This is a genomic window from Homoserinibacter gongjuensis, from assembly GCF_030161875.1.
In the GTDB taxonomy this organism is placed as follows: Bacteria; Actinomycetota; Actinomycetes; order Actinomycetales; family Microbacteriaceae; genus Homoserinibacter; species Homoserinibacter gongjuensis.
Genome location: NZ_BSVA01000001.1, coordinates 901,664 through 919,920, shown reverse-complemented (window position 1 = coordinate 919,920; position 18,257 = coordinate 901,664). Strand labels below are relative to the sequence as shown.

Sequence of the window (18,257 nt, the reverse complement as noted above, 5' to 3'; positions counted from 1 at the left end):
CAGCCACCTACGTCGACCCCCAAGGAGGGAACCATGGAACAGCGCTACGCGACCAACCCCGCCCAGATCCCGGGCATGACCACCCAGCAGCTGCGTGAGACCTACCTCGTTCCGGAGGTGTTCGTGCCCGGCGAGATCCGCCTCACCTACACGCACCACGACCGCGTCGTGCTCGGCGGCGCCATGCCCGCGGGGCGCGAACTCGCCCTCACCGGCTACCCCGAGATCCGCAGCGACTACTTCCTCGAACACCGCGAGCTCGGCATCATCAACGTCGGCGGCACGGGCACCGTCACGGCCGACGGCGAGGTGTACACGCTCGTGAAGGGCGCCTGCCTGTACCTCGGGCGCGGCATCGAGAAGGTGGTGTTCGCTGACGCGCCAGCGGAAGCGGACAATGGGCGCAGCGCCGACGCCGACGGCCAGGCGCAGTTCTACCTCTTCTCCGCGCCCGCCCACACGAGCTACCCCGCCGCGCTCGTCTCGCCGGGGAGGGCACCGTGCGCGAACTCGGCGACCAGCTCACCTCCAACCGCCGCACCCTCAACCAGTACATCCACGAGAACGGCGTGAAGAGCTGCCAGATCGTCATGGGCGTCACCGAGCTGCACCCCGCCTCGATGTGGAACACCATGCCGGCCCACACCCACGACCGCCGCACCGAGTGCTACCTCTACTTCGACGTGCCCGACGACGCCCGCGTCATCCACCTGCTCGGCGAGCGGCAGGAGACCCGTCACCTCGTCGTCGCCGACCGGCAGGCGATCATCTCGCCGAGCTGGTCGCTGCACTCGGGGGTCGGAACCGCGGCATACTCGTTCGTGTGGGCGATGGCGGGAGAGAACCAGACATTCGACGACATGGACGCGGCGGCGGTGACCGACCTGAGGTGACACCCGAGCTGCTCGCCGTCGGCGAGACGATGTCGATGGTCGCGCCGCTCGACGGCTCGCGGCTCGTCGACGCCCGCGAGTTCCGGGTGGATGCGGGCGGAGCCGAGTCGAACGTCGCGGCCCACGTCGCGGCCCTCGGGCACCGCGCCGCATGGTTCAGCCGGCTCGGCGCCGACGCGCTCGGCGACCGCATCCTGCGGCAGCTCGCCGCCCTCGGCGTCGACGTGTCGAGCGTGGAGCGGGATGCGTCGCACCCGACCGGGCTGTACGTCAAAGACCCCGGACACGGCGTGCGGTACTACCGTGCCGGGTCGGCGGCGGCGCACCTCGACAGCTCGGATGCCGCGACCGTGACGCTGGACGGCGTGCGGATCCTGCACGTGTCGGGCATCACGGCCGCGATCTCCGACACCGCATCCGCCTTCCTCGACGCGCTCATCACCCGTGCGCACGAAGCGGGCGTCACCGTGAGCTTCGATGTCAACCACCGGGCGGCGCTGTGGCCGCTCGAGCTGGCCGCCGCCCGTCTTCGAGAGCTCGCCGCGCGTGCCGACCTCGTGCTCGTCGGGCGCGACGAGGCCGAGACGCTGTGGGGCACCGCGACGGCCGACGACATCCGCGCACTGCTCGCCGAGCCCGCCGAGCTCGTCGTCAAAGACGGCGACGTGGGCGCGACCCTCTACGACGCCGACGGCGCGCACTTCGTGCCAGCCCTGCGCGTCGAGGTGCTCGAGGCGGTCGGCGCGGGCGACGCGTTCGCCGGCGGCTACCTCGCCGCCCGGCTCGACGGAGCGGATGCCGACACGCGATTGCGCGCCGGTCACGCCCGCGCCGCCCTCGTCTTGCAGACCACCAGCGACACCATCGAGGAGCCCCCGCATGAGAGAATTCGACGACATCTTCCAGGGCGCACCGCTCATGGCGATCCTCCGCGGCATGGGAGTGGAGCGCTCGGTGCGCCTCGCCACCACCGCGTGGGACCTCGGCATCGACGCCGTCGAGGTGCCCTTGCAGACCGACGAAGACGAACTCGCGCTGCGCGAGCTCGTGCGGCTCGGCGCCGAACGCGGCAAGACCGTCGGAGCCGGCACCATCATCCGGCCGGAGCAGGTGGAGGTGGCACGCGACGCGGGAGCCCGCTACCTCGTCTCGCCGGGCCTCGACGCGCGTGTCGTCGAGGCCGCGCGGGATGCAGGACTGCCGATCCTGCCGGGCGTCGCCACCCCGAGCGAGGTGCAGCTCGCGGTGTCGCTCGGGCTCACCTGGGTGAAGGCGTTCCCGGCGACCTGGCTCGGCGTGGGCTGGTTCAAGCACATCCGCGGGCCGTTCCCGCAGGTGACGTTCGTCGCCACCGGCGGCCTCGACGCGTCCAACGTCGCCGACTACCTCGCGGCGGGTGTGCGCGTGGCGGCGGTCGGGTCCGCCCTCGAGGATGCGGCCCAGCTGCCGCGTCTCGCCGAGCTGCTGGGCTGAGGCTCGGCTCTCGGCTCTCGGCTCTCGGCTCTCGACGCTTCGCGGGGGTGCGGATTCGGTTTCCGGACGCATGCCCCCGCGTATCGCCTGGCGGCGATGCGCTCCCGCCAGACCCGATGCCAGCGTCCGGAAACCGAATCCGCACCCCCGCTTCGCTCGACAGGTGCGGCTCAGGGGATTGAGGAGCGTCGCGCGTCGCGCGTCGCGTCTCGAAACCGCCGTCCCTCCGCATCGCAACACTCAGGGGTTGAGGAGCGCCGCGCGGAGCGCGACGCGTCTCGAAACCACCGTCCCCCGCGCAACGCGGCGCGACGACCGACTCACCCCCAGAGGCCCGCCAGCTGCTCCGCCCGCTCGCGACCCTGCGCGTACCCGGCACGCGCCGCATCCGGGCGGAGCGCAGCGTTCATCGCGTTGCCGCCGAACAGGTGCTCCGCGTTGGCGTCGGGGAAGATCGCCTCGACCACGCTGCCCTCGGCACGCAGCTGCTCGAGCTGGGTCGCGAGGTCGAGACCCCAGGTGAGCGGCAGACGGGTGCGCCCGCCGAACGGCGACAGCACGAGTACGCGTTCGCATCCGGATGCCAGGTCGGCATTGTCGGCGTTGCTGCGGTAGCCGCCGTCGATGAAGGCGTCGTCGCCGATGCGGTAGGCGAAGCCTCCCGCGCAGCTCGCGGCGACCGCGTCCACGAGTTCGACGCCGCTGTCGCGGTCGAACATGACGGGCTCGGCGGTGCGGGCGTCGACCGCCGTGATGAGCACGCGCTGGGCGGGCCACCCGGTGCGGGGCAGGCGTGCCGCCACGGTCGCCCGCCAGCGCGCCTGAACGGTCTCGTCGGATGAGGCGTCGAGGGCGAGCGCCGACGCGGCCATCCCGCGGCGCATGTCGTCGGCGTCCGCGGATGCGGCGATGATCGCGTCGGTTCTCGCGAGATGGTCGACGGCCGGCCTATTGCGCGCGGACGCGAAGGGCGAGCCCACCTGCGCGGGCGGCGGGGTGAGCGTGGCCGCATAGAGCTCGGTCGGATCGGCGCCCGTGATCTGGGCTGCCGCGGTCGACCCGGCGGAGGTGCCGACGATCACCTCGGCGGTGGTGGCATCCAGCCCGCCGTCACGCAGACCGGCGATGACGCCGATGAGCCAGGCGTTACCGGTGGAACCGCCGCCGCCGAGAACGAGCGCGCGGCCGGAGAGAGAAGGGTGTGTGTTCATGGGAGTCGCCTTTCGCGAAGCCTGAGGCGCTCCCGGGGGCGACTAGCTCAGTCGCGGATCGTGCGCTGCGGGGGAGCACCCTGTGCGGATACTGCGGACATGGGCTCACCTCCTTCTGCGGTCACGATCGGGGGAACGTTAGCACGCCGCGACAAGGGCAGACTGGTGTCATGCGGATTGCGGTCACGGGAGCCAGCGGCAAGCTGGGCAGCGTCGTCGAGCGGGAGTTGCGTGCGCGGGGGCACGACGTCGTCGCACTGGATGTCGCGGGGCCACGGCGTGACGGGTTCACCCGGGTGCAGCTCACCGACTACGGCGCCGTCGTCGACGCCCTGAGCGCGATCGACGAGCGGCACCACGGGCTCGACGCGGTGGTGCACCTCGGCGCGATCCCGGCGCCGGGCCTCGATACCGACATCGCGACCTTCCAGAACAACATGCTCGCCGCCTTCCACGTGGTGCAGGCGGCGCGACGAGCCGGCATCCGGCGCATCGTCACCGCGTCGAGTGAGACGGTGCTCGGGCTGCCGTTCGACATCGACCCGCCCTACGCACCGGTCGACGAGCAGTACGACACGCGGCCCGAGAGCGTCTACTCACTCGGCAAGCACCTCGAAGAGGAGCTGGCGCGCAAGGTCGTGCGCTGGGACCCCGAGCTCTCGATCACGGCGCTGCGCTTCTCGAACGTCATGGTTCCGGATGACTACCCCGGTTTCGCGGCGTTCCAGTCCGATCCGGCGTCGCGCAAGTGGAACCTGTGGGGCTACATCGACGCGCGGGATGCCGCCCAGGCTGTCGAGCGCGCGTTGCTGCGCGACGTTCCCGGCTTCGATCGCTTCATCATCGCCGCCGCCGACACCGTCATGGAGCGCTCGAGCGCGTCGCTCATGGCGGAGTACTTCCTCGCGTGGAGCTGCGTCGCGAGCTCGGTGAGCACGAGACGCTGCTGTCGATCGACCACGCCCGCGAGGTGCTCGGCTACGACCCGCAGCACAGCTGGCGCGACTGACGCCGGTTGAGTAGCGGCGCGCCGGCCGCCCCTCACCGCGGGTTGAGTAGCCGCGCGCGCTGGGCGCCCCTCCCGCTGGTTGAGGAGCGGCGCGCGTCGGCCGTCCCTCCCGCTGATTGAGTAGCCGCGCGCGCTGGGCGCGCGGCGTATCGAAACCCCCGCACGCGATACTGCGAGCGGCCGGGCTTGCTGAGTCCCCCCCCGCACCCGCGTCGCGCGGCGGCGTCAACAGGGTTTCGATACGCCCGCGCCTGTGGCGGCGGGCTACTCAACCCACGGGGGTGCCTCGCGTCTCCGGCGGCGGGCTACTCAACCCACGGGGTGCCTCGCGCCTGCGGCGACGGGCTACTCAACCCGCGGGTGGTGCAGCCGCACGAACGCGAACGGCACCGCCGAGAGCAGGCAGCTGACGGCGGGCACCAGGGTGATCGCCGCGAACACCGTGTTCTGCATCTCGGGGGTGACCGCGGCATCCGCTTGGTAGCCCGCGGCGGCGACGAAGAGCCCGAACACCAGCACGGCGAGAGCGCTCATGATCTTCGACACGAAGGTGAGCGTCGCGAACGAGACGCCGTCGTTGCGGATGCCGGTGCGGCGCTCGGCGTCGTCGACCGCATCCGCGATCATCGTGGCTTGCCCGACGAGGAAGATGCCGAGGGTGAGCCCGGTGAGGAAGATGAAGGCCACGATCGCGGCGATGCTCGCGAAGCCGACGAGGTACATGGCGACGTAGAGCACGGCACCCGCGAGCGAGGACCACACCATGAGCGCGCGCGCCGACACCCAGCGCATGAGCGGCGGCGTGGCGAAGCTCGACGCCACGAGCCCCACGATGATCGCCGCGCCGATGAGGGTGAAGAGCCCCTCGTCGCCGTACGCGACGACCACGAACACGGCGCCGCCCGCCTGCACGATGAAGCGGCCGAAGCCGAGCACCGAGCCGAGCAGCACCAGAAGCAGGGGCGTGTTGCGGATGAGGGTGCCGCCGAGCTGCCGAAGCGTCAATCGACCCTGCTTCAGGGCCGACGGTCGCTCGCGGGGCACGAAGAACGCCAGCAAGAACAGTGCCATGCCCACGACCGACACGAGTGCGACGGCGAGCGTCCAGCCGGTGCCGGTCGTCGCGCCGCCGCCGGAGAGCGCCCGCGCGAGCCACGGCATGCCGAGCGTCGCGAGCCCGAGCGAGATCGCGCCGAAGGCACGCACGTTGCCGATCACCCGGGTGCGCTGGCCGGCATCCGGGAACGCCGAGCCGATGAGCCCCCAGAACGGCACGTCGCACACCGTGTAGGCGAAGCCCCACAGCACGTAGACGACGCCGAAGTACACGAGCTGCAGGGGTTCGTCGGCGTCGGGCACGGCGAACATGAGGGCGGTGAGAGCGGCGACCGGTGCCGCCGAGAAGAGGATGTAGGGGCGCAGCTTGCCCCACCGGGTGCGGGTGAGGTCGATGATCACGCCCATGATCGGGTCGGTGATCGCATCGAGGATCTTCGCGACCGTGATGATCGCCGTGACGACCGCGATGCCGGCGCTCGAGATGCCCGCGTACTGGATGAGGTAGGCGAGCACGAAGGTCGTGACCGTCGTGAGCACGACGTTCTGCCCGAACCCCGCGACGACGACGGCTCGCGCCTGGGCACGCGGCGACGGCGACGTCGGGTTCATGGGGTCAGGCTAGCGGCGCGCACCTGCCGAGGTGGCTGAGGAGCGGCCGCCGGAGGCGGACGCGTCTCGAAGCCTCCGACGCCACGGCGGGCGTGAGGTGACGGCGGTTTCGAGACGCGTCGCGCTACGCGCGGCGCTCCTCAACCGCCTGGGTAGGCGGCTCGAGCAGCACGGTCGCGATCTCGAACGGCCCCAGCTCGAGCCGCTCGAGCTCGGCGGGGCCGAGTGGGCGCTCGAGCAGGTCGACGAGCGTCGCGCGGCCGTGCGGGATGCGGGTGGCGAGCGTCGTGGTCGTCGCCCGTCCGCGGCTCTCGTAGAGGCGCACCACTGTGCCCGCGTCCGACTCGGCGCGCTTCACCGTCTCGACCACGACATCCGGGTTCGAGCTCGACGCGAGGCTCTCGAAGGCGACACCGCGCGTGATCCGCAGCGGGTTGTTGAGCCGGTAGCCCTCGCGGATCACCTCGCCGAGCGCGCCCGCCGCGAACGGCCGGATCGCGTACGTGAACTCGTGCAGGCCGCGGTCGGCGGTCTTGTCGGGGAAGGTCGGCGCCCGCAGCAGGTTGAGGCTCAGCAACCCGTTCTTCGCGCGGTGTCCGTACTTGCCGTCGTTCAGCAGCGCGAAACCGCCGCGCTCGTCTTCCACGGCGATCCACTTGTGGGCGACGACCTCGAACTGGGCGCGCTCGACGGCGTTGCGCTCGGTGGTCGTGCGCTGGATGTGCCCGAACTGGATGTCGCACGCCACCTCATCGGCCCAGCGCGTGGGGCGGAACTCGGCCCGCAGCATCCGGTGAGTGGCCCGCCAGTCGACGCGCGTCTCGAACCGCACGAGCTCGCTGCCCGCCTCGAGCACGATGCGCTGCTGCGCCTCGACACCCGGCGCGGTCAGCCGCTGCTCGCGTACGACGGTCGGCCCGTCGAGCCGGGTCTCGGCGGATGCCAACCGCAGCTGCCGGGGACGGCGTGCGGTGTAGCGGGGGTCGATGTCCCAGGCGTCGAAGGGCCATTGGTAGGGGTCGCGGTGCAGCACGAGCCGGTTGAGGCCCTCGGCAGCGTGCTCGGCCCCTGCGCGGTCGATGAGCGAGGTGATGACGCCGGCGTCGTCGAAGCGCAGCTCGACGAGCCCGTTCGAGATCGACGACGGCAGGGCGGTGAGGCCGAAGGGGCCGTCGGCCGGCTCGATGACGGCCGCCGCATACGGCTCGACCACGGCGCGGTGCCACGCGCCATCGACCCGCACATGCTCGTCGCGCGGGAAGCTCGTGAGGTTGACCGCGGTCGGCTGGGCACCCTCCGACAGCGCGCCGAGCAGCCCGTCGCCGAGCGCGTCGAGTTCGCCCTCGAGTCGCACATACGTCTCGCGCGCCTCGCGGCCCACCCGCTCGATCGACGACCCCGGCAGGATGTCGTGGAACTGGTGCAGCAGCACCTCGCGCCAGATGGGTTCGAGCTCGCCACGCGTGTCCCCGTCGGCGGCGACCGTGAGGGCCTCGACCTCGTGGAGCATCCGCTCGATCGTGCGGTTGTGCCGCTTGATGGCGCCCTGGGTCGTGTAGGTGCCCTGGTGGGTCTCGAGGTAGAGCTCGCCCGTGTGCTCGTGCAGGCCGCCGGTGTCGGTGAGACGCTCGAGCTCGTCGAAGAAGTCGCGCGCGGTCGAGAACTCGATGCGGGGGAGCCCGCGGATGCCCTGCCCCTCGGGCCCGATCTCGCGCTCGAGCAGCTCCAGGTGGATCTCGCCCGGCCCGCCGCCGCCGTCACCCGAGCCGTATACGAGAAGCGCCCGGCCGAGCGCGCGCTCGGGGTACTGCTTCAGCGCGGTGAGGATGTTGTCGGCCGCGCCGCGCGAGTTGTAGTCGCCCTCGGGCGGCATGTGCACGAGCACCGCGGAGCCGTCGATCCCGTGCCAGCGGAAGGTGCGGTGCGGGAAGACGGTGGCCTTGTTCCAGGCGAGCTTGATGGTCATGAAGCGGTCCATGCCCGCTCCCCGCAGGATCTGCGGCAGGTTGCCCGAGTAGCCGAAGGTGTCGGGCAGCCAGCAGATGCGCAGCTGCTCGTCGCTCAGCCCGAACTCCTCCTGCAGGAACCGCCGCCCGACGACCGCCTGCCGCACGAGCGCCTCGCCCGAGGGCAGGTTGGTGTCAGGCTCGACCCAGAACGAGCCCTGCAGTTCGAGACGTCCGCTCGCCGCCGCGGCCTTGATCCGCTCGTAGAGCGCCGGCTGGTGCTGCTTCATCCAGGCGAGCTGCTGGGGTTGGCTCGTGCCGTAGACGTAGCCCGGGCGGCGTTCGATCGTGTTGAGGGCGCGCGTGTAGGTGCGGGCGGCCTTGCGCCGCGTCTCGCGCAGCGGCCACAGCCACGCCATGTCGAGGTGGCCGTGCCCCACCGCCGAGAACGTGAAGTCGGATGCTGCGGGCCGAGCGAGCGGTTCGGCGAGCTCCGCGCGCGCCCCCGCGGCATCCCCTGCCGGAATCGCCGCCAGGCGGCATCGAGCGCCGAGTGCAGCCCATGCTCGAGTGCGGGATCCTCGGTGGCGCCCGCGAGCACGACGAGGGTCAGGTAGTCGTAGTAGAGCCCGAAGACGGTGTCGTCGCGCGTCGCGAGCTGGGCGCCGTGGAAGACGCCCCTGCCCACCTCGTAGAGGATGAACCCGTTGTAGGCGACGTCGGCGTAGAGCTCCACCCGCGTGCCCGCCGCGAGCGGGTCACCGACCGGCCGGTAGCGCCCACCGGCGTGCGGCAGGTCGCCCTGCTGGAACACCGTCGAGACCGAGTCGACGATGCCGCCGTCGGCGTCGTACACGAGCGCCTCGCCCCGGATGCCGAGCAGCACGACCGCGCCGTCAGCATCCGCGGGCACCTCGCCCGTGAGTCGCAGCCAGGCGCACTCGAGCACCCCGCCGAACGCGGCGCCCGCACGGATGGGCGCGAACGATGCGCGGTCGAGCTCGCCGAACGGGATCGGCTCGGCCGAGCGCACGACCTCCGCCTCGAGTCGGGCGACGGGCGTGTAGATGCGGCGGCGGATACGCGTGAGTCGCCGGTACTCGCCCGGCTGCTGCGCCCGGAGGCCGAGGAGGAACGAGAAGAAGCCCGCCATCGGGTCGAGTCTAGGCCGCGGGTATCGACACGCTGCTTTCGCGGCTGCCCGCTCCAAGGACTTCAGCACCACCGCACCGCCTCCGCTCCCCTCCCGGCTATCGTTCCCGTGTGAGTGACCTGACGAAGCCCGCCACCGTTCTCGCGCTGGATGCGGGCCAGACCGGCGTGAAGACGCGCCTCACCCGCCCGGATGCCGCGCCCGTCGAGCGGCTGTTCGCCGGTGTGCGCACCGATCAGCCGCTGCTGCCGCAGCTCGCGGCGGTGACGCGGGAGGCGGCCTCCGGGGTTCCGCTCGACGCGCTCGCCGCGGGGGTGTCGGGACTCACGAGCGTCGAGCACGACGCGGGCGAGCTGCGTGCCCTGTTGCACGACTCCGCGCCCGGCCGCGTGCTGCTCGCCCACGACTCGGTCACCTCCTACCTGGGCACCCTCGGCGACCAGCACGGCGTCGTGGTGGCGAGCGGAACGGGCTCGATCATCCTGGCGGTCGGGCCGGCGGGCGTCGCCCGCGTCGACGGCTGGGGTTACCTCATGGGCGATGCGGGAAGCGGGTACTGGCTCGGCCGCGCCGCCCTCGACGCCGTCATGCGGGCCCACGACGGTCGCGGGCCCGCGACCGCGCTCACCGAGGTCGTGAGCTCACGGTGGCCCGAGCTGGAGGACGCCTACGTGCAACTGCAGTCCGACCCGGCGAAGGTCAGCGTGATCGCGTGGTTCGCCGAGGCGGTCGCGGCGCGCGCGGCCACGGATGAGGTGGCTGCGCGCCTCTGTCGTGACGCGGCCGAGGAGCTCGCCCTTTCGGTCGTGACCGCGCTGCGGCGGGCTGGAGCGGATGGCGCTCCCGTGGTGAGCGCGATCGGGGGCGTGTTCCGGGGCTCACTCGTGCGTGAGGCCTTCGAGGAGGCGGTTCGTGCCGTGCACCCGGGGGTGCGCTTCGAGGCGCCGCACGGCACGGGACTCGACGGCGCCGCGGCGCTCGCTGACTTGCCGGCCGCGCATCCGCTCTCGGCTCTGGTGTCGTCGGCCGGCTGACATCTGAGAGGGGCCGCCGGGGTGTGCCTCCCACAGCTGGTTGAGGAGCCCGCCGCAGGCGTTTGACCCGGCTGGTTGAGGAGCCCGCCGAAGGCGGGCGTCTCGAAACCCGCCCCGCGCTCGTCGGCTGTTGCGGCGCAGCCCTCAGCTCGGCACAGCAGTCAGGCGCTGAGGAGTCGTTGCAACGTGGGACTGCGGCGGTTCAGGGGTGTGCGGCGGAGGGTGCCGTTGCTGTCGGGTCTTTCGAGGAAGTAGTGGCCGTGTTCTCGTCGGATGCGCCAGGTGTTGTTGTGCACGTTGAGGTGGCAGAACCTGCAGAGGAGTACGCCGTCGTCGATGTCGGTGCGGCCGTTGTGGGCGTCCCAGTGGTCGATGTGGTGGGCTTCGCACCAGGATGGTGGTCGGTCGCAGAGGAGGCATCCGCCGTCGCGGGCGGCCATCGCGGTGCGTTGCTTCTGGTTGAAGAGGCGTTGCTCGCGACCGAGGTTCAGTGCGCGTCCGTCGGTGTCGAACATGATCGGTACGGCGCCACTGCTGCAGATGTAGCGTTCGGCGGTGGCGATGGAAACGGCGTCGTGCTGGCCTTCGAAGTAGGCGGCGCCCACCCGGGTGCCGTCGGCGTCGGGTTGGGCATCGAGGTCGGTCTGGGTGACGAGGATGCGCACGGCCGGTTTGCGGTCACCGAGAAGCCGGCCGTCGTCGACGCGTGCGCCGATGCGGATGAGTTCGACGAACACGTCGAGGCTGAGCTGCTCGGTGGTGCGCTCGTCGCGGACGATGTCTTCGGCGCGCTGGGCGGCATCCGGGTCGACGAAGCGGGGGCCGCCTCGGCGGGGGAGGTGGCGGCGTCGAATGCCGGTACGACGATCGCCGCGGATTCCGGGTCGAGCAGACCGTGGAAGCTGGTGGAGCCGTCTGGTTGCGTGCGGAACTTCAGGTACCGCTTGGCGTGCAGCGCGTTCTCGCGTGCGGGGATGCCGGCCAGGTCGAGTTCGTCACGCGCGCGGGCGGCCAGCGCGGCCAGGTTCTCGAGCGTCGACTGCGGTGCTGCCGCGATCAGCAGCTTCGCGGCGGAAGTGAGGTCGTCGTCTGCGGCGCCGTCGGCGGCTGCCGCGAGGCGGGTGCGGATGACCTCCGCGGCCCCGACGGAGATCGCCGCGGAGGCGACCGCATCCCCGATCAGCGTCTGCCAGCGCGGCGCCGGCGGCACCTCGGGAGCATCGAGCCGTGTGGCGGTCGGCAGGAACTCCGCGGCCTTCACCAGCGTGTGAGCGTCACGGCGGGAGGTCGCGGTGACCTTCGCGATGAGGTCTTCCGCCGATCGCACCCCGTTCGCCTGCGCGAGCCCCGAGTGCCCGAGTTCCCGCCGTGAGCGGTGGGCGATCTCCCCGGCGAACGCCGAGGCCACCGCATCCACCCGCCGCCGCAGCTCCGCGAGGGCACGCTGCCCATCCAGCAGTTCCGCATCCGTGAACCCCGCCACCGCAGGCACCGCGAACGGCGTCGCAGCGTCGAGAACGGCGAGATAGGCGGGGAGTGAGGGCATGCTTGATTCTCCCATGAAATCGAACGCGTATTCGAAAGTCGTGGAGAAGTCGTGAATGACTCCGATGTGCAGGAAGGGAACGCGTGTGCCTACCGCGCCGTCGCGTGCGCGGGTACGACCGTCACGTCGGGGTGCGGATCGAGCCGGTAGCCGCGACCTCGCACCGTGCGCACGACGTCGCCGTACGGGGCGAGCCTCCGCCGCAGTCGCTGCAGGTAGACGTCGATCGTGCGTTCGTGGATCGGTTCGCCGTCGGTCTCGCCGAGCAGCGCGGCGAGCAGTCGCGGGCGATCATGCACCTCGCCCTGATGCTCGACGAGGAAGGTCAGCAGAGCGTGCTCGCGGAAGCTCAGCGTGACGTGCCGGCCGTCGACGGTGACGCGATGGCGGGCCAGATCGATCACGACCCCGTCCCCGCGCGGTGCACGAGGCACGGTCCGCTGCAGCGAGGGTTCACCGAGCGCGCTGCGCACGACCGCGAGCGGTGGCTCCTCGACGTACGGGGGAGCGAGCACGACGGACGCGAAGGTCTGCGCGCCGGGAATGTCGGTGATCGCCCGTTGCACCTCTCCGACGAGAGATGCGATGTCGACGCCCGCCGCATCCGCTGCCCCCTCGTCGAGGCCGACGTAGATGCCGAATCCGCGGAACCCGAGCCCCGGGGTCGCACGGGCAGGCGGATTCGGTTGGGCACTGTCCCAGGGGATCGCGACGTAATCCGTCGACACCGGTCACCTCCTCCGCACGGCTTCAGGCGTCGAGTCTCGCCCGTCGTTGCGCGCCCGGCCACCGAGGTGACGTTCTGCGACGACGTGCGACAGCGTGCGACGCCGGATGACGCCCGGTGTCTGGCGGGTGACGTGCCGCGTCAGGACTGCGCGGCGGCGATGACCGAGTGAGCGGCGGAGTCGGCATCGAGGGTCTGCGCGATCTCGACGGCGTAGGGGTACATGTTGCCGAGCAACGCAACGTGCACCTGCCCCACGATGTCGACGAAGCCGACCACTTCGCCGTCCAGCTCGACCCGGAGGCGTTCGGGCGCGATGCTGCGCACCGTGGCGCGCGCGGTCGTGGATGTCGTGATCTGCGGTGCGGTGATGGTCATCTGCGTACCCCTTGTGCTCTGCTCGCCTTCGTGCGGCGAGACGACTCGTGCGGTGAGTCTCAAGCTAGGTCGCGGCCGCGCGTCACGGCAGGGGCTTGACGCCGACCGGTTCGCTGGATATTCACGCGTTCGCGCGGGTCGCCGTGCTGCGTTCCGCGGCCTTCTACGTCTGCCGGATGCTGCTGTCAATCCCGGTGCCGGCGGCACCGTCGCTGTGCACGCTCGGGGCAGAAGGAGGTCGACATGAACGAGAACGAACAGGGTGTGAGCGACACGAGCGAGCCAGGCGTCGGTCCCGACCTGGGCGGGGCGGCGTCCACGGGCCCCGAGTCGGGTGGCGGCGCCACCGACGGTGACGGTGTCACCGCAGGCGAGGGCGCCGGCACCTCAGGTGGTAGCGGAGCGGCAGGCACGGGAGGCGACGCCGACACGGTCGTCGACCCCGACCCCGTCGACGACGCCAACCCCGAGACGACCGGCGCGGGCTGAGCGCTCACCGACACATCGGGTCCGGGAGCCGGGCGGGCATCCCGGGCCCGATGCCGTGCGCTCCAGCCCTGTGCGAACCCCCGCTTCGGCCCTGATATAGTCGTCAGGTTGACTTCGCGTCGACGCGCGCCCGTAGCTCAACGGATAGAGCATCTGACTACGGATCAGAAGGTTGGGGGTTCGAATCCCTCCGGGCGCACTTCGTGGAAGCCCCTGGCCATCGGCCGGGGGCTTTCTGGGTGTTGAGGCGCCGCAGCTCGTAGGTGGGTTTCTTGAGCTCGACGCTCGCCTCCGCATTGCATTGAAGGCGCAGGAACGGGTTTAACCGACACCATGTCGGTAAGATGGTCGCATGGAGATCCTCAAGAACGTCATCCTCGCGCTGCACATCATCGGGGTCGCCGCCCTCCTGGGTGGGGTGCTCTACCAGATCCGTGCCATCCGCGAGGGAACCGCCCGTGTGCTGCCGGCGATCCTGCACGGTGCGTGGACCATGCTCCTCACCGGGGTGCTCCTCGTCGGCCTGCAGTATCCGCTCGGCCACGAGGTCAACAACGTCAAGATCGCGGTAAAGCTCGCCGTGCTCGTGGCGATCATCGTGATCGCGCTCGTGCACCGCAAGCGTGAGAAGCTCGCGGGCTGGGTCCTTCCGGCTCTCGGCAGCCTGACGGTGGCGAACGTGGTCATCGCGACCGTCTGGCGTTGATCCGCGCCTTCGGGCGCGGGAGGAGAGTGACGGAATGCCGCGCATCTCCGCACCGACCGTCGCCGAGCACCGCGCGGCGCAGCGGGCCGCGCTGCTGCGCGCCGGCGAGGCGGTGCTGCTCGAGGCGAGCGTCGCCGGGGTGACGCCGCGCAGCGTGTGCGAGCGTGCGGGGCTGGCCCGGTCGAGCTTCTACGACTACTTCGCGAGCAAGGACGATCTGCTCGTCGCGATCGCCATCGACGCGATCGAACGATGGGATGCCGAACTCGAGGTCGCGCTCGGGGCCACCGAACCCGGTGCGGCGCGGCTGCGCGCCTACGTCGAGCACACCATGGCGATGACCGCCGAAGGCCGCCACGCGATTGCGGGCGCCCTGCGTGACGCCCCGCTCAGTCCGAGCCATCGCGACGACCTCATGACCTTGCACGACGCGATGCTGCGCCCCTTGCGACCGTGCTCGACGAGCAGGGGCTCAACACCCGCACCACCACGGCGCTCGTGCACGGCCTGCTCGGCACGGGCATGGAGCTCGTCGACCAGGGTGTCGACCCGGCCGAGGTCTCGCGGCAGATCATGCGGATGCTGAGCGGTGGGATCACCGCGACGAGCTGACGCGGGGTGGGCACCTCATCCGGCATCCCCGATCGCGCGGCGCACGCGCTCGCGGACCGCCTGGTCGACAGCGGGCGTCCACGCGCGCACCCCGAAGCCGACCGGCCAGAGATCGCCGTCGTCGAGCTGGGCGGTGTCTTCGAAGCCGATCGTCGCGTAGCGCGTGTTGAACTTCTTGGCCGGCTGCATGAAGACGACGATCTTGCCCGCCGCGTTGGCGAAGCCGGGCATCCCGTAATAGGTCTTCGGCACGAGCTGCGGCGCCACCTCGCTCACGGCGGCGTAGAACCCCTCGGCCAGGCTGCGATCGTCGGGTTCGAGCGCGGCGATCGCGTCCTTTACCGCAGCTTCGCCGGCCTCCCGGTTCTTGCCCGCCTTCTGCTGCTCGCGCAGCTCCTTCGCACGCTGCTTGACCGCGTCGCGCTCTGCCTTGCTGAGACCCTCGGTGGCTTCGGCCTTCGCCATTTGCTCTTCTCCTCACTCGCCGCGCCTCGGGGGCGATGTGCCCCTCACGCTACGGGCTCGACAGGGGTGGCGCTTCTTGAATCCTGATCGTCGAGCCTCGTCATCGGGGGCAATTTCTGACGGAGCTCGAGACGTTTCTCACCACGCGCTCTGCGGCATCTGGAGCACCGCGATGACCGCCGGCTTCGGGCTCGCGACCTTGCCGAAGGGTCCGGCAGAGGCGCTGCGGCGCGCCGTCCGGCTCGAGTGGGTTCACCGTCGTCGGCTCCGGAGCCGTCTACGTGCTCGATGTCGAGCCGGCGACGAGCTCGAACATCGCCGAGGCGCGGCCCGACGAGCTGCTCTCGATCCATGGGGTGCGGCTCGACGTGCTCGCCGCGGGGGAGAGATTCGACCTCGAGCAGCGTCGCCCGGTCGCCGAGGAGTAGTTCGACCGCGCGTGTCAAGCCCCTCGTCGGACATGCCGATGCTGGGCATGCTTCCCGAGGGGTGATGACCATGAGGGATGTGGTGCTCGACTCGGGCGACGACGTGACCGGACTCGTCGACGAGGACTGGAGCGACGTCGAGACGCCGATCGACCTGTCGCTCGCGCTCGACGGCGACGGCTGAGCGCGCGAAGTCGCCCGGCGCGGAACTACGACGACGCGTCACCGGAATCGTCCGTGGACGCGTCGTCGCGCGTCGGCGCATTCTGCGGGATACCGCGCGATGCCTCTCCGGCGTCGTCGCCCTCCTCAAGCCCGTCCATCGAGTCATCGAGCTGACCGCGCATGCCCTGCGGGTCGTCGTCATCGGGCCCGGCGGAGCCACTCTGGCCGGCCCACTCGCCGTCGGAGATGACCTCCGCGTCATCCGCGTCGTGACTGCGTTCCTCGGTCATGATGCTCTCCTTCTTGATCAGGCCCCGGTCTCGGCATGGGGCACGTGCACGGGCTTCGACTCGCTCGAGCCGCGCTGACGCAGATACACCGCCGCGCCGGCGAGCAGGGCCACGACCATGAACTCGCTCTGCCAGTTCTGGAACGATTCGAACCAGAACTGCGAGGTTCCGAGATACTCGAGCGGTGTCACGCCCGGCAGGCCGTGGCGAAGCTGTTCCTCGCTGTAGGCCGCGGCACCCGAGATGAGGTGGGTCACGAACGCGGCCACGAAGAGCACGGCGAAGAGGATGAGCATCGAGTTCTCGTAGAGCACGAGCACCCAGCCGCCGCGCCGCACGGGCCAGGGCGCCTTCGGGTCGGTGCGGTGGCGGCGCGGATCCTCGTCCTGCGGCGCGGGTGTGCCGATCGGCTTCGACTCCGAGGAGCCCGTCTGGAAGAGGAAGATCGTGAAGGCGATATACGAGGCCATCTGCAGGAACTCGCTCTCCCAGTTCTCGGAGACGGCCTCCCAGTAGTCGCCGGACGCCAGGTAGGCCCCGACGGTCTGGGTGGGATCGCCGTGGTCGAGCGCGTCGTCGTTGGAGACCTGCCAGCCCGCGAACGTCATCCCCGTCAGGAACCCGACGAACAGCACCAGGTTGACGATGACGAGCCCGTGATTCCGTAGCCAGGCCACGACCCCACCTCCCTGCGCGAGGTAGTCCGCCGACCTCCGCATGTTGACTCTCGCCGCCTCGGCGGCGGTTCTCGACCCCTTGACGACGCCCGTCCGACGGGGCTAGCTGCACGGAGGTTCTGCTCGCGCGGCGTTGCGTATAACGTTTCTCGGGGGACAAGTTCGGGAGACGAGTTGGGGTCACCGGGGGACACGCGTTGGGTGGAGCGCCCGCGCCTCGTCGAGCGCCTCGATGCGGCCGCGGCGGCCGGTCAGCTGATCGTCTTCGATGCTCGCCCGGGCTTCGGATCACGCACCACCATCCGCGCCTGGGTGGCGCGGCATCCCGATTGGCAGGTCGCCTGGGATGACTCCCGCATGCCCCCGGACGGGCCCGATGAGGTGCTGCGGCGCGGTCTGAGTGTGCTCACGCACCTGCCCGACGTCACCGATTCCGGTGGTCGCACCGTTCTCGTGATCGAGGATGCGCGGCGGTTCGTAGATCGCATCGAGCTGCTCGACCTGGCCGGACTGACCAGGCGGCGCCGTGACGTCACCGTCGTGGTGTGTACCGCGGGCCGTCTGGAGCGCCGCCCCGCCCAGCAGAGTGTCGAGGTGGTGACCGACGACGACCTGGCCTGGGATGCCGACCTCGCATCCGAGGCGCTCGCTCGCCGTGGCCTGGCGCTGAACGAGGAGCAGCTCGCTCAGCTCGTCCAGTTGTGCGAGGGGTCGCCGGGACGCATCGTCGCGTGCGCGCAACTGCGCACCGAGTACCCAGGCGTCTCGGCGGAGCGGATGTACGCACGCTGGCTGCACGAGCGGCTCGGTCGGCACGGTGCCGACCGTCTGCTGCTCGCGCTCGACGTGCTGGGCGAGGTGCCGGTCGAACTGGTGCCGGATCTTCTCGAGGTGGCGGGCAGCAGCGAGGACGCCCTCGCCGAACTGTTCGCCGAGGGGCTCGTCGAACGCACCGCCTCGCACATCCACGACGCCGTCGTGCTGTCGGTCGCCGCACCACGCGCGGCGATCGCGGTCCTGCGCACGCTCGCGCCTGCCCGGGGTGCCGGCATGCCGGTCGCGGAGATCGCGCGCGAGCTGGCGTCACGCGCCGCACCCGGTTCGCTGCCGGGCCGGTATTGGGCGGCACTCGCGGGCGATACGGATGCCGCTCACGCGTACATCGAGGCGGTGCTGGCGCACCCCGATCCGCGCGCGGTGGAGTTCGTGGTCGACACGCGCTGGCTCGTGATGACTCGAGCCGCCGAGGATCCGGCATTCGTCGCGGCCTGCCTGCTTGTCGAAGTCGGCCGTGGCGGCGACCCGCGCGAGCTGCCCGACGCCGAGAACCTGCTCCGCCTGTCGGATGACGAGCTCGCCGTGCAGACGGAGGGAGCGCGCGGGGCGA

Annotated in this window: 18 protein-coding genes, 1 tRNA gene and 3 pseudogenes; 11 read left to right on the top strand and 11 right to left on the bottom strand. The window is 71.0% G+C overall.

The genetic code is table 11. The annotated features are described in order from the left end of the window. The first annotated feature begins 33 nt into the window (after positions 1–33). The 4 genes and pseudogenes from QQK29_RS05000 to QQK29_RS04985 all read left to right on the top strand — a co-directional run bounded on the left by QQK29_RS05000 (position 34) and on the right by QQK29_RS04985 (position 2,366). Positions 34–573: a hypothetical protein gene (locus QQK29_RS05000; RefSeq protein ID WP_284298314.1), complete on the top strand. Its 540-nt coding sequence runs from the start codon at positions 34–36 to the stop codon at positions 571–573. Then, a complete protein-coding gene (locus QQK29_RS04995) occupies positions 501–893 on the top strand; it encodes a 5-deoxy-glucuronate isomerase (protein WP_284298312.1) in 393 nt (130 codons plus the stop codon). The genes QQK29_RS05000 and QQK29_RS04995 overlap by 73 nt, the downstream gene beginning before the upstream one ends. A gap of 29 nt (positions 894–922) precedes the next feature. Continuing rightward, a pseudogene (locus QQK29_RS04990) lies at positions 923–1,699 on the top strand (sugar kinase); the annotation flags it as partial. A gap of 73 nt (positions 1,700–1,772) precedes the next feature. Next, positions 1,773–2,366 (top strand): bifunctional 4-hydroxy-2-oxoglutarate aldolase/2-dehydro-3-deoxy-phosphogluconate aldolase, encoded by a 594-nt coding sequence (locus tag QQK29_RS04985; protein ID WP_284298311.1) that lies wholly within the window; start codon positions 1,773–1,775, stop codon positions 2,364–2,366. A gap of 320 nt (positions 2,367–2,686) precedes the next feature. Here the strand turns inward: QQK29_RS04985 and QQK29_RS04980 are convergent, their stop codons facing one another. Further along, positions 2,687–3,577, bottom strand: a complete 891-nt coding sequence (locus QQK29_RS04980; RefSeq protein ID WP_284298309.1) for a patatin-like phospholipase family protein — start codon at positions 3,575–3,577, stop codon at positions 2,687–2,689. Between the two features lie 170 nt (positions 3,578–3,747). On the opposite strand from QQK29_RS04980, the pseudogene QQK29_RS04975 reads away from it, so the two are divergent. Continuing rightward, positions 3,748–4,586 (top strand): annotated as a pseudogene (locus tag QQK29_RS04975) (NAD-dependent epimerase/dehydratase family protein). A 345-nt stretch (positions 4,587–4,931) separates the two neighbouring features. Here QQK29_RS04975 and QQK29_RS04970 read toward each other — a convergent pair. From QQK29_RS04970 to QQK29_RS04960, 3 genes are all read right to left on the bottom strand, one after another. Continuing rightward, entirely contained in the window at positions 4,932–6,254 is a 1,323-nt protein-coding gene (locus tag QQK29_RS04970; RefSeq protein WP_284298307.1) for an MFS transporter, read from the bottom strand. A gap of 124 nt (positions 6,255–6,378) precedes the next feature. Continuing rightward, complete coding sequence (locus tag QQK29_RS04965; RefSeq protein WP_284301903.1) at positions 6,379–8,601, bottom strand: alpha-mannosidase; 2,223 nt, start codon at positions 8,599–8,601, stop codon at positions 6,379–6,381. Then, positions 8,487–9,353, bottom strand: a complete 867-nt coding sequence (locus QQK29_RS04960; protein WP_284298305.1) for a hypothetical protein — start codon at positions 9,351–9,353, stop codon at positions 8,487–8,489. The genes QQK29_RS04965 and QQK29_RS04960 overlap by 115 nt, the downstream gene beginning before the upstream one ends. Positions 9,354–9,463: 110 nt before the next feature. Between QQK29_RS04960 and QQK29_RS04955 the strand changes: the two genes are divergently transcribed. After that, entirely contained in the window at positions 9,464–10,387 is a 924-nt protein-coding gene (locus tag QQK29_RS04955; protein ID WP_284298303.1) for an N-acetylglucosamine kinase, read from the top strand. A gap of 161 nt (positions 10,388–10,548) precedes the next feature. On the opposite strand, the gene QQK29_RS04950 is transcribed toward QQK29_RS04955, so the two are convergent. The 4 genes and pseudogenes from QQK29_RS04950 to QQK29_RS04935 all read right to left on the bottom strand — a co-directional run bounded on the left by QQK29_RS04950 (position 10,549) and on the right by QQK29_RS04935 (position 13,038). Then, a complete protein-coding gene (locus QQK29_RS04950; protein ID WP_284298301.1) occupies positions 10,549–11,124 on the bottom strand; it encodes an HNH endonuclease signature motif containing protein in 576 nt (191 codons plus the stop codon). A gap of 104 nt (positions 11,125–11,228) precedes the next feature. After that, positions 11,229–11,933: pseudogene (locus QQK29_RS04945) on the bottom strand (DUF222 domain-containing protein); the annotation flags it as partial. 89 nt (positions 11,934–12,022) lie between these two features. Beyond that, entirely contained in the window at positions 12,023–12,661 is a 639-nt protein-coding gene (locus QQK29_RS04940) for a winged helix-turn-helix domain-containing protein (protein ID WP_284298299.1), read from the bottom strand. Between the two features lie 140 nt (positions 12,662–12,801). Then, positions 12,802–13,038 carry a hypothetical protein gene (locus tag QQK29_RS04935; RefSeq protein WP_284298297.1) on the bottom strand — a complete coding sequence of 79 codons (237 nt, stop codon included), beginning with the start codon at positions 13,036–13,038 and terminating at the stop codon, positions 12,802–12,804. A 243-nt stretch (positions 13,039–13,281) separates the two neighbouring features. Here QQK29_RS04935 and QQK29_RS04930 point away from each other — a divergent pair, with 243 nt between their 5' ends. The 4 genes from QQK29_RS04930 (at position 13,282) to QQK29_RS04915 (ending at position 14,819) form a co-directional block, all read left to right on the top strand. Beyond that, the gene (locus QQK29_RS04930) at positions 13,282–13,527 is read left to right on the top strand and encodes a hypothetical protein (protein WP_284298295.1); all 246 of its coding nucleotides are present in this window, start codon (positions 13,282–13,284) and stop codon (positions 13,525–13,527) included. 126 nt (positions 13,528–13,653) lie between these two features. Continuing rightward, positions 13,654–13,726: transfer RNA gene (locus QQK29_RS04925), tRNA-Arg, on the top strand. A gap of 153 nt (positions 13,727–13,879) precedes the next feature. Next, positions 13,880–14,233 carry a hypothetical protein gene (locus tag QQK29_RS04920; RefSeq protein ID WP_284298293.1) on the top strand — a complete coding sequence of 118 codons (354 nt, stop codon included), beginning with the start codon at positions 13,880–13,882 and terminating at the stop codon, positions 14,231–14,233. Positions 14,234–14,267: 34 nt separating this feature from the next. Further along, the gene (locus QQK29_RS04915) at positions 14,268–14,819 is read left to right on the top strand and encodes a TetR/AcrR family transcriptional regulator (protein WP_284298291.1); all 552 of its coding nucleotides are present in this window, start codon (positions 14,268–14,270) and stop codon (positions 14,817–14,819) included. A 41-nt stretch (positions 14,820–14,860) separates the two neighbouring features. Here the strand turns inward: QQK29_RS04915 and QQK29_RS04910 are convergent, their stop codons facing one another. Continuing rightward, the gene (locus QQK29_RS04910) at positions 14,861–15,310 is read right to left on the bottom strand and encodes a hypothetical protein (protein ID WP_284298289.1); all 450 of its coding nucleotides are present in this window, start codon (positions 15,308–15,310) and stop codon (positions 14,861–14,863) included. 281 nt (positions 15,311–15,591) lie between these two features. On the opposite strand from QQK29_RS04910, the gene QQK29_RS04905 reads away from it, so the two are divergent. Further along, complete coding sequence (locus QQK29_RS04905; RefSeq protein ID WP_284298287.1) at positions 15,592–15,738, top strand: hypothetical protein; 147 nt, start codon at positions 15,592–15,594, stop codon at positions 15,736–15,738. A 209-nt stretch (positions 15,739–15,947) separates the two neighbouring features. Here the strand turns inward: QQK29_RS04905 and QQK29_RS04900 are convergent, their stop codons facing one another. Next, complete coding sequence (locus QQK29_RS04900; protein ID WP_284298285.1) at positions 15,948–16,193, bottom strand: hypothetical protein; 246 nt, start codon at positions 16,191–16,193, stop codon at positions 15,948–15,950. A gap of 17 nt (positions 16,194–16,210) precedes the next feature. After that, positions 16,211–16,870 carry a DUF6766 family protein gene (locus QQK29_RS04895; protein WP_284298283.1) on the bottom strand — a complete coding sequence of 220 codons (660 nt, stop codon included), beginning with the start codon at positions 16,868–16,870 and terminating at the stop codon, positions 16,211–16,213. Positions 16,871–18,257 lie beyond the last annotated feature (1,387 nt).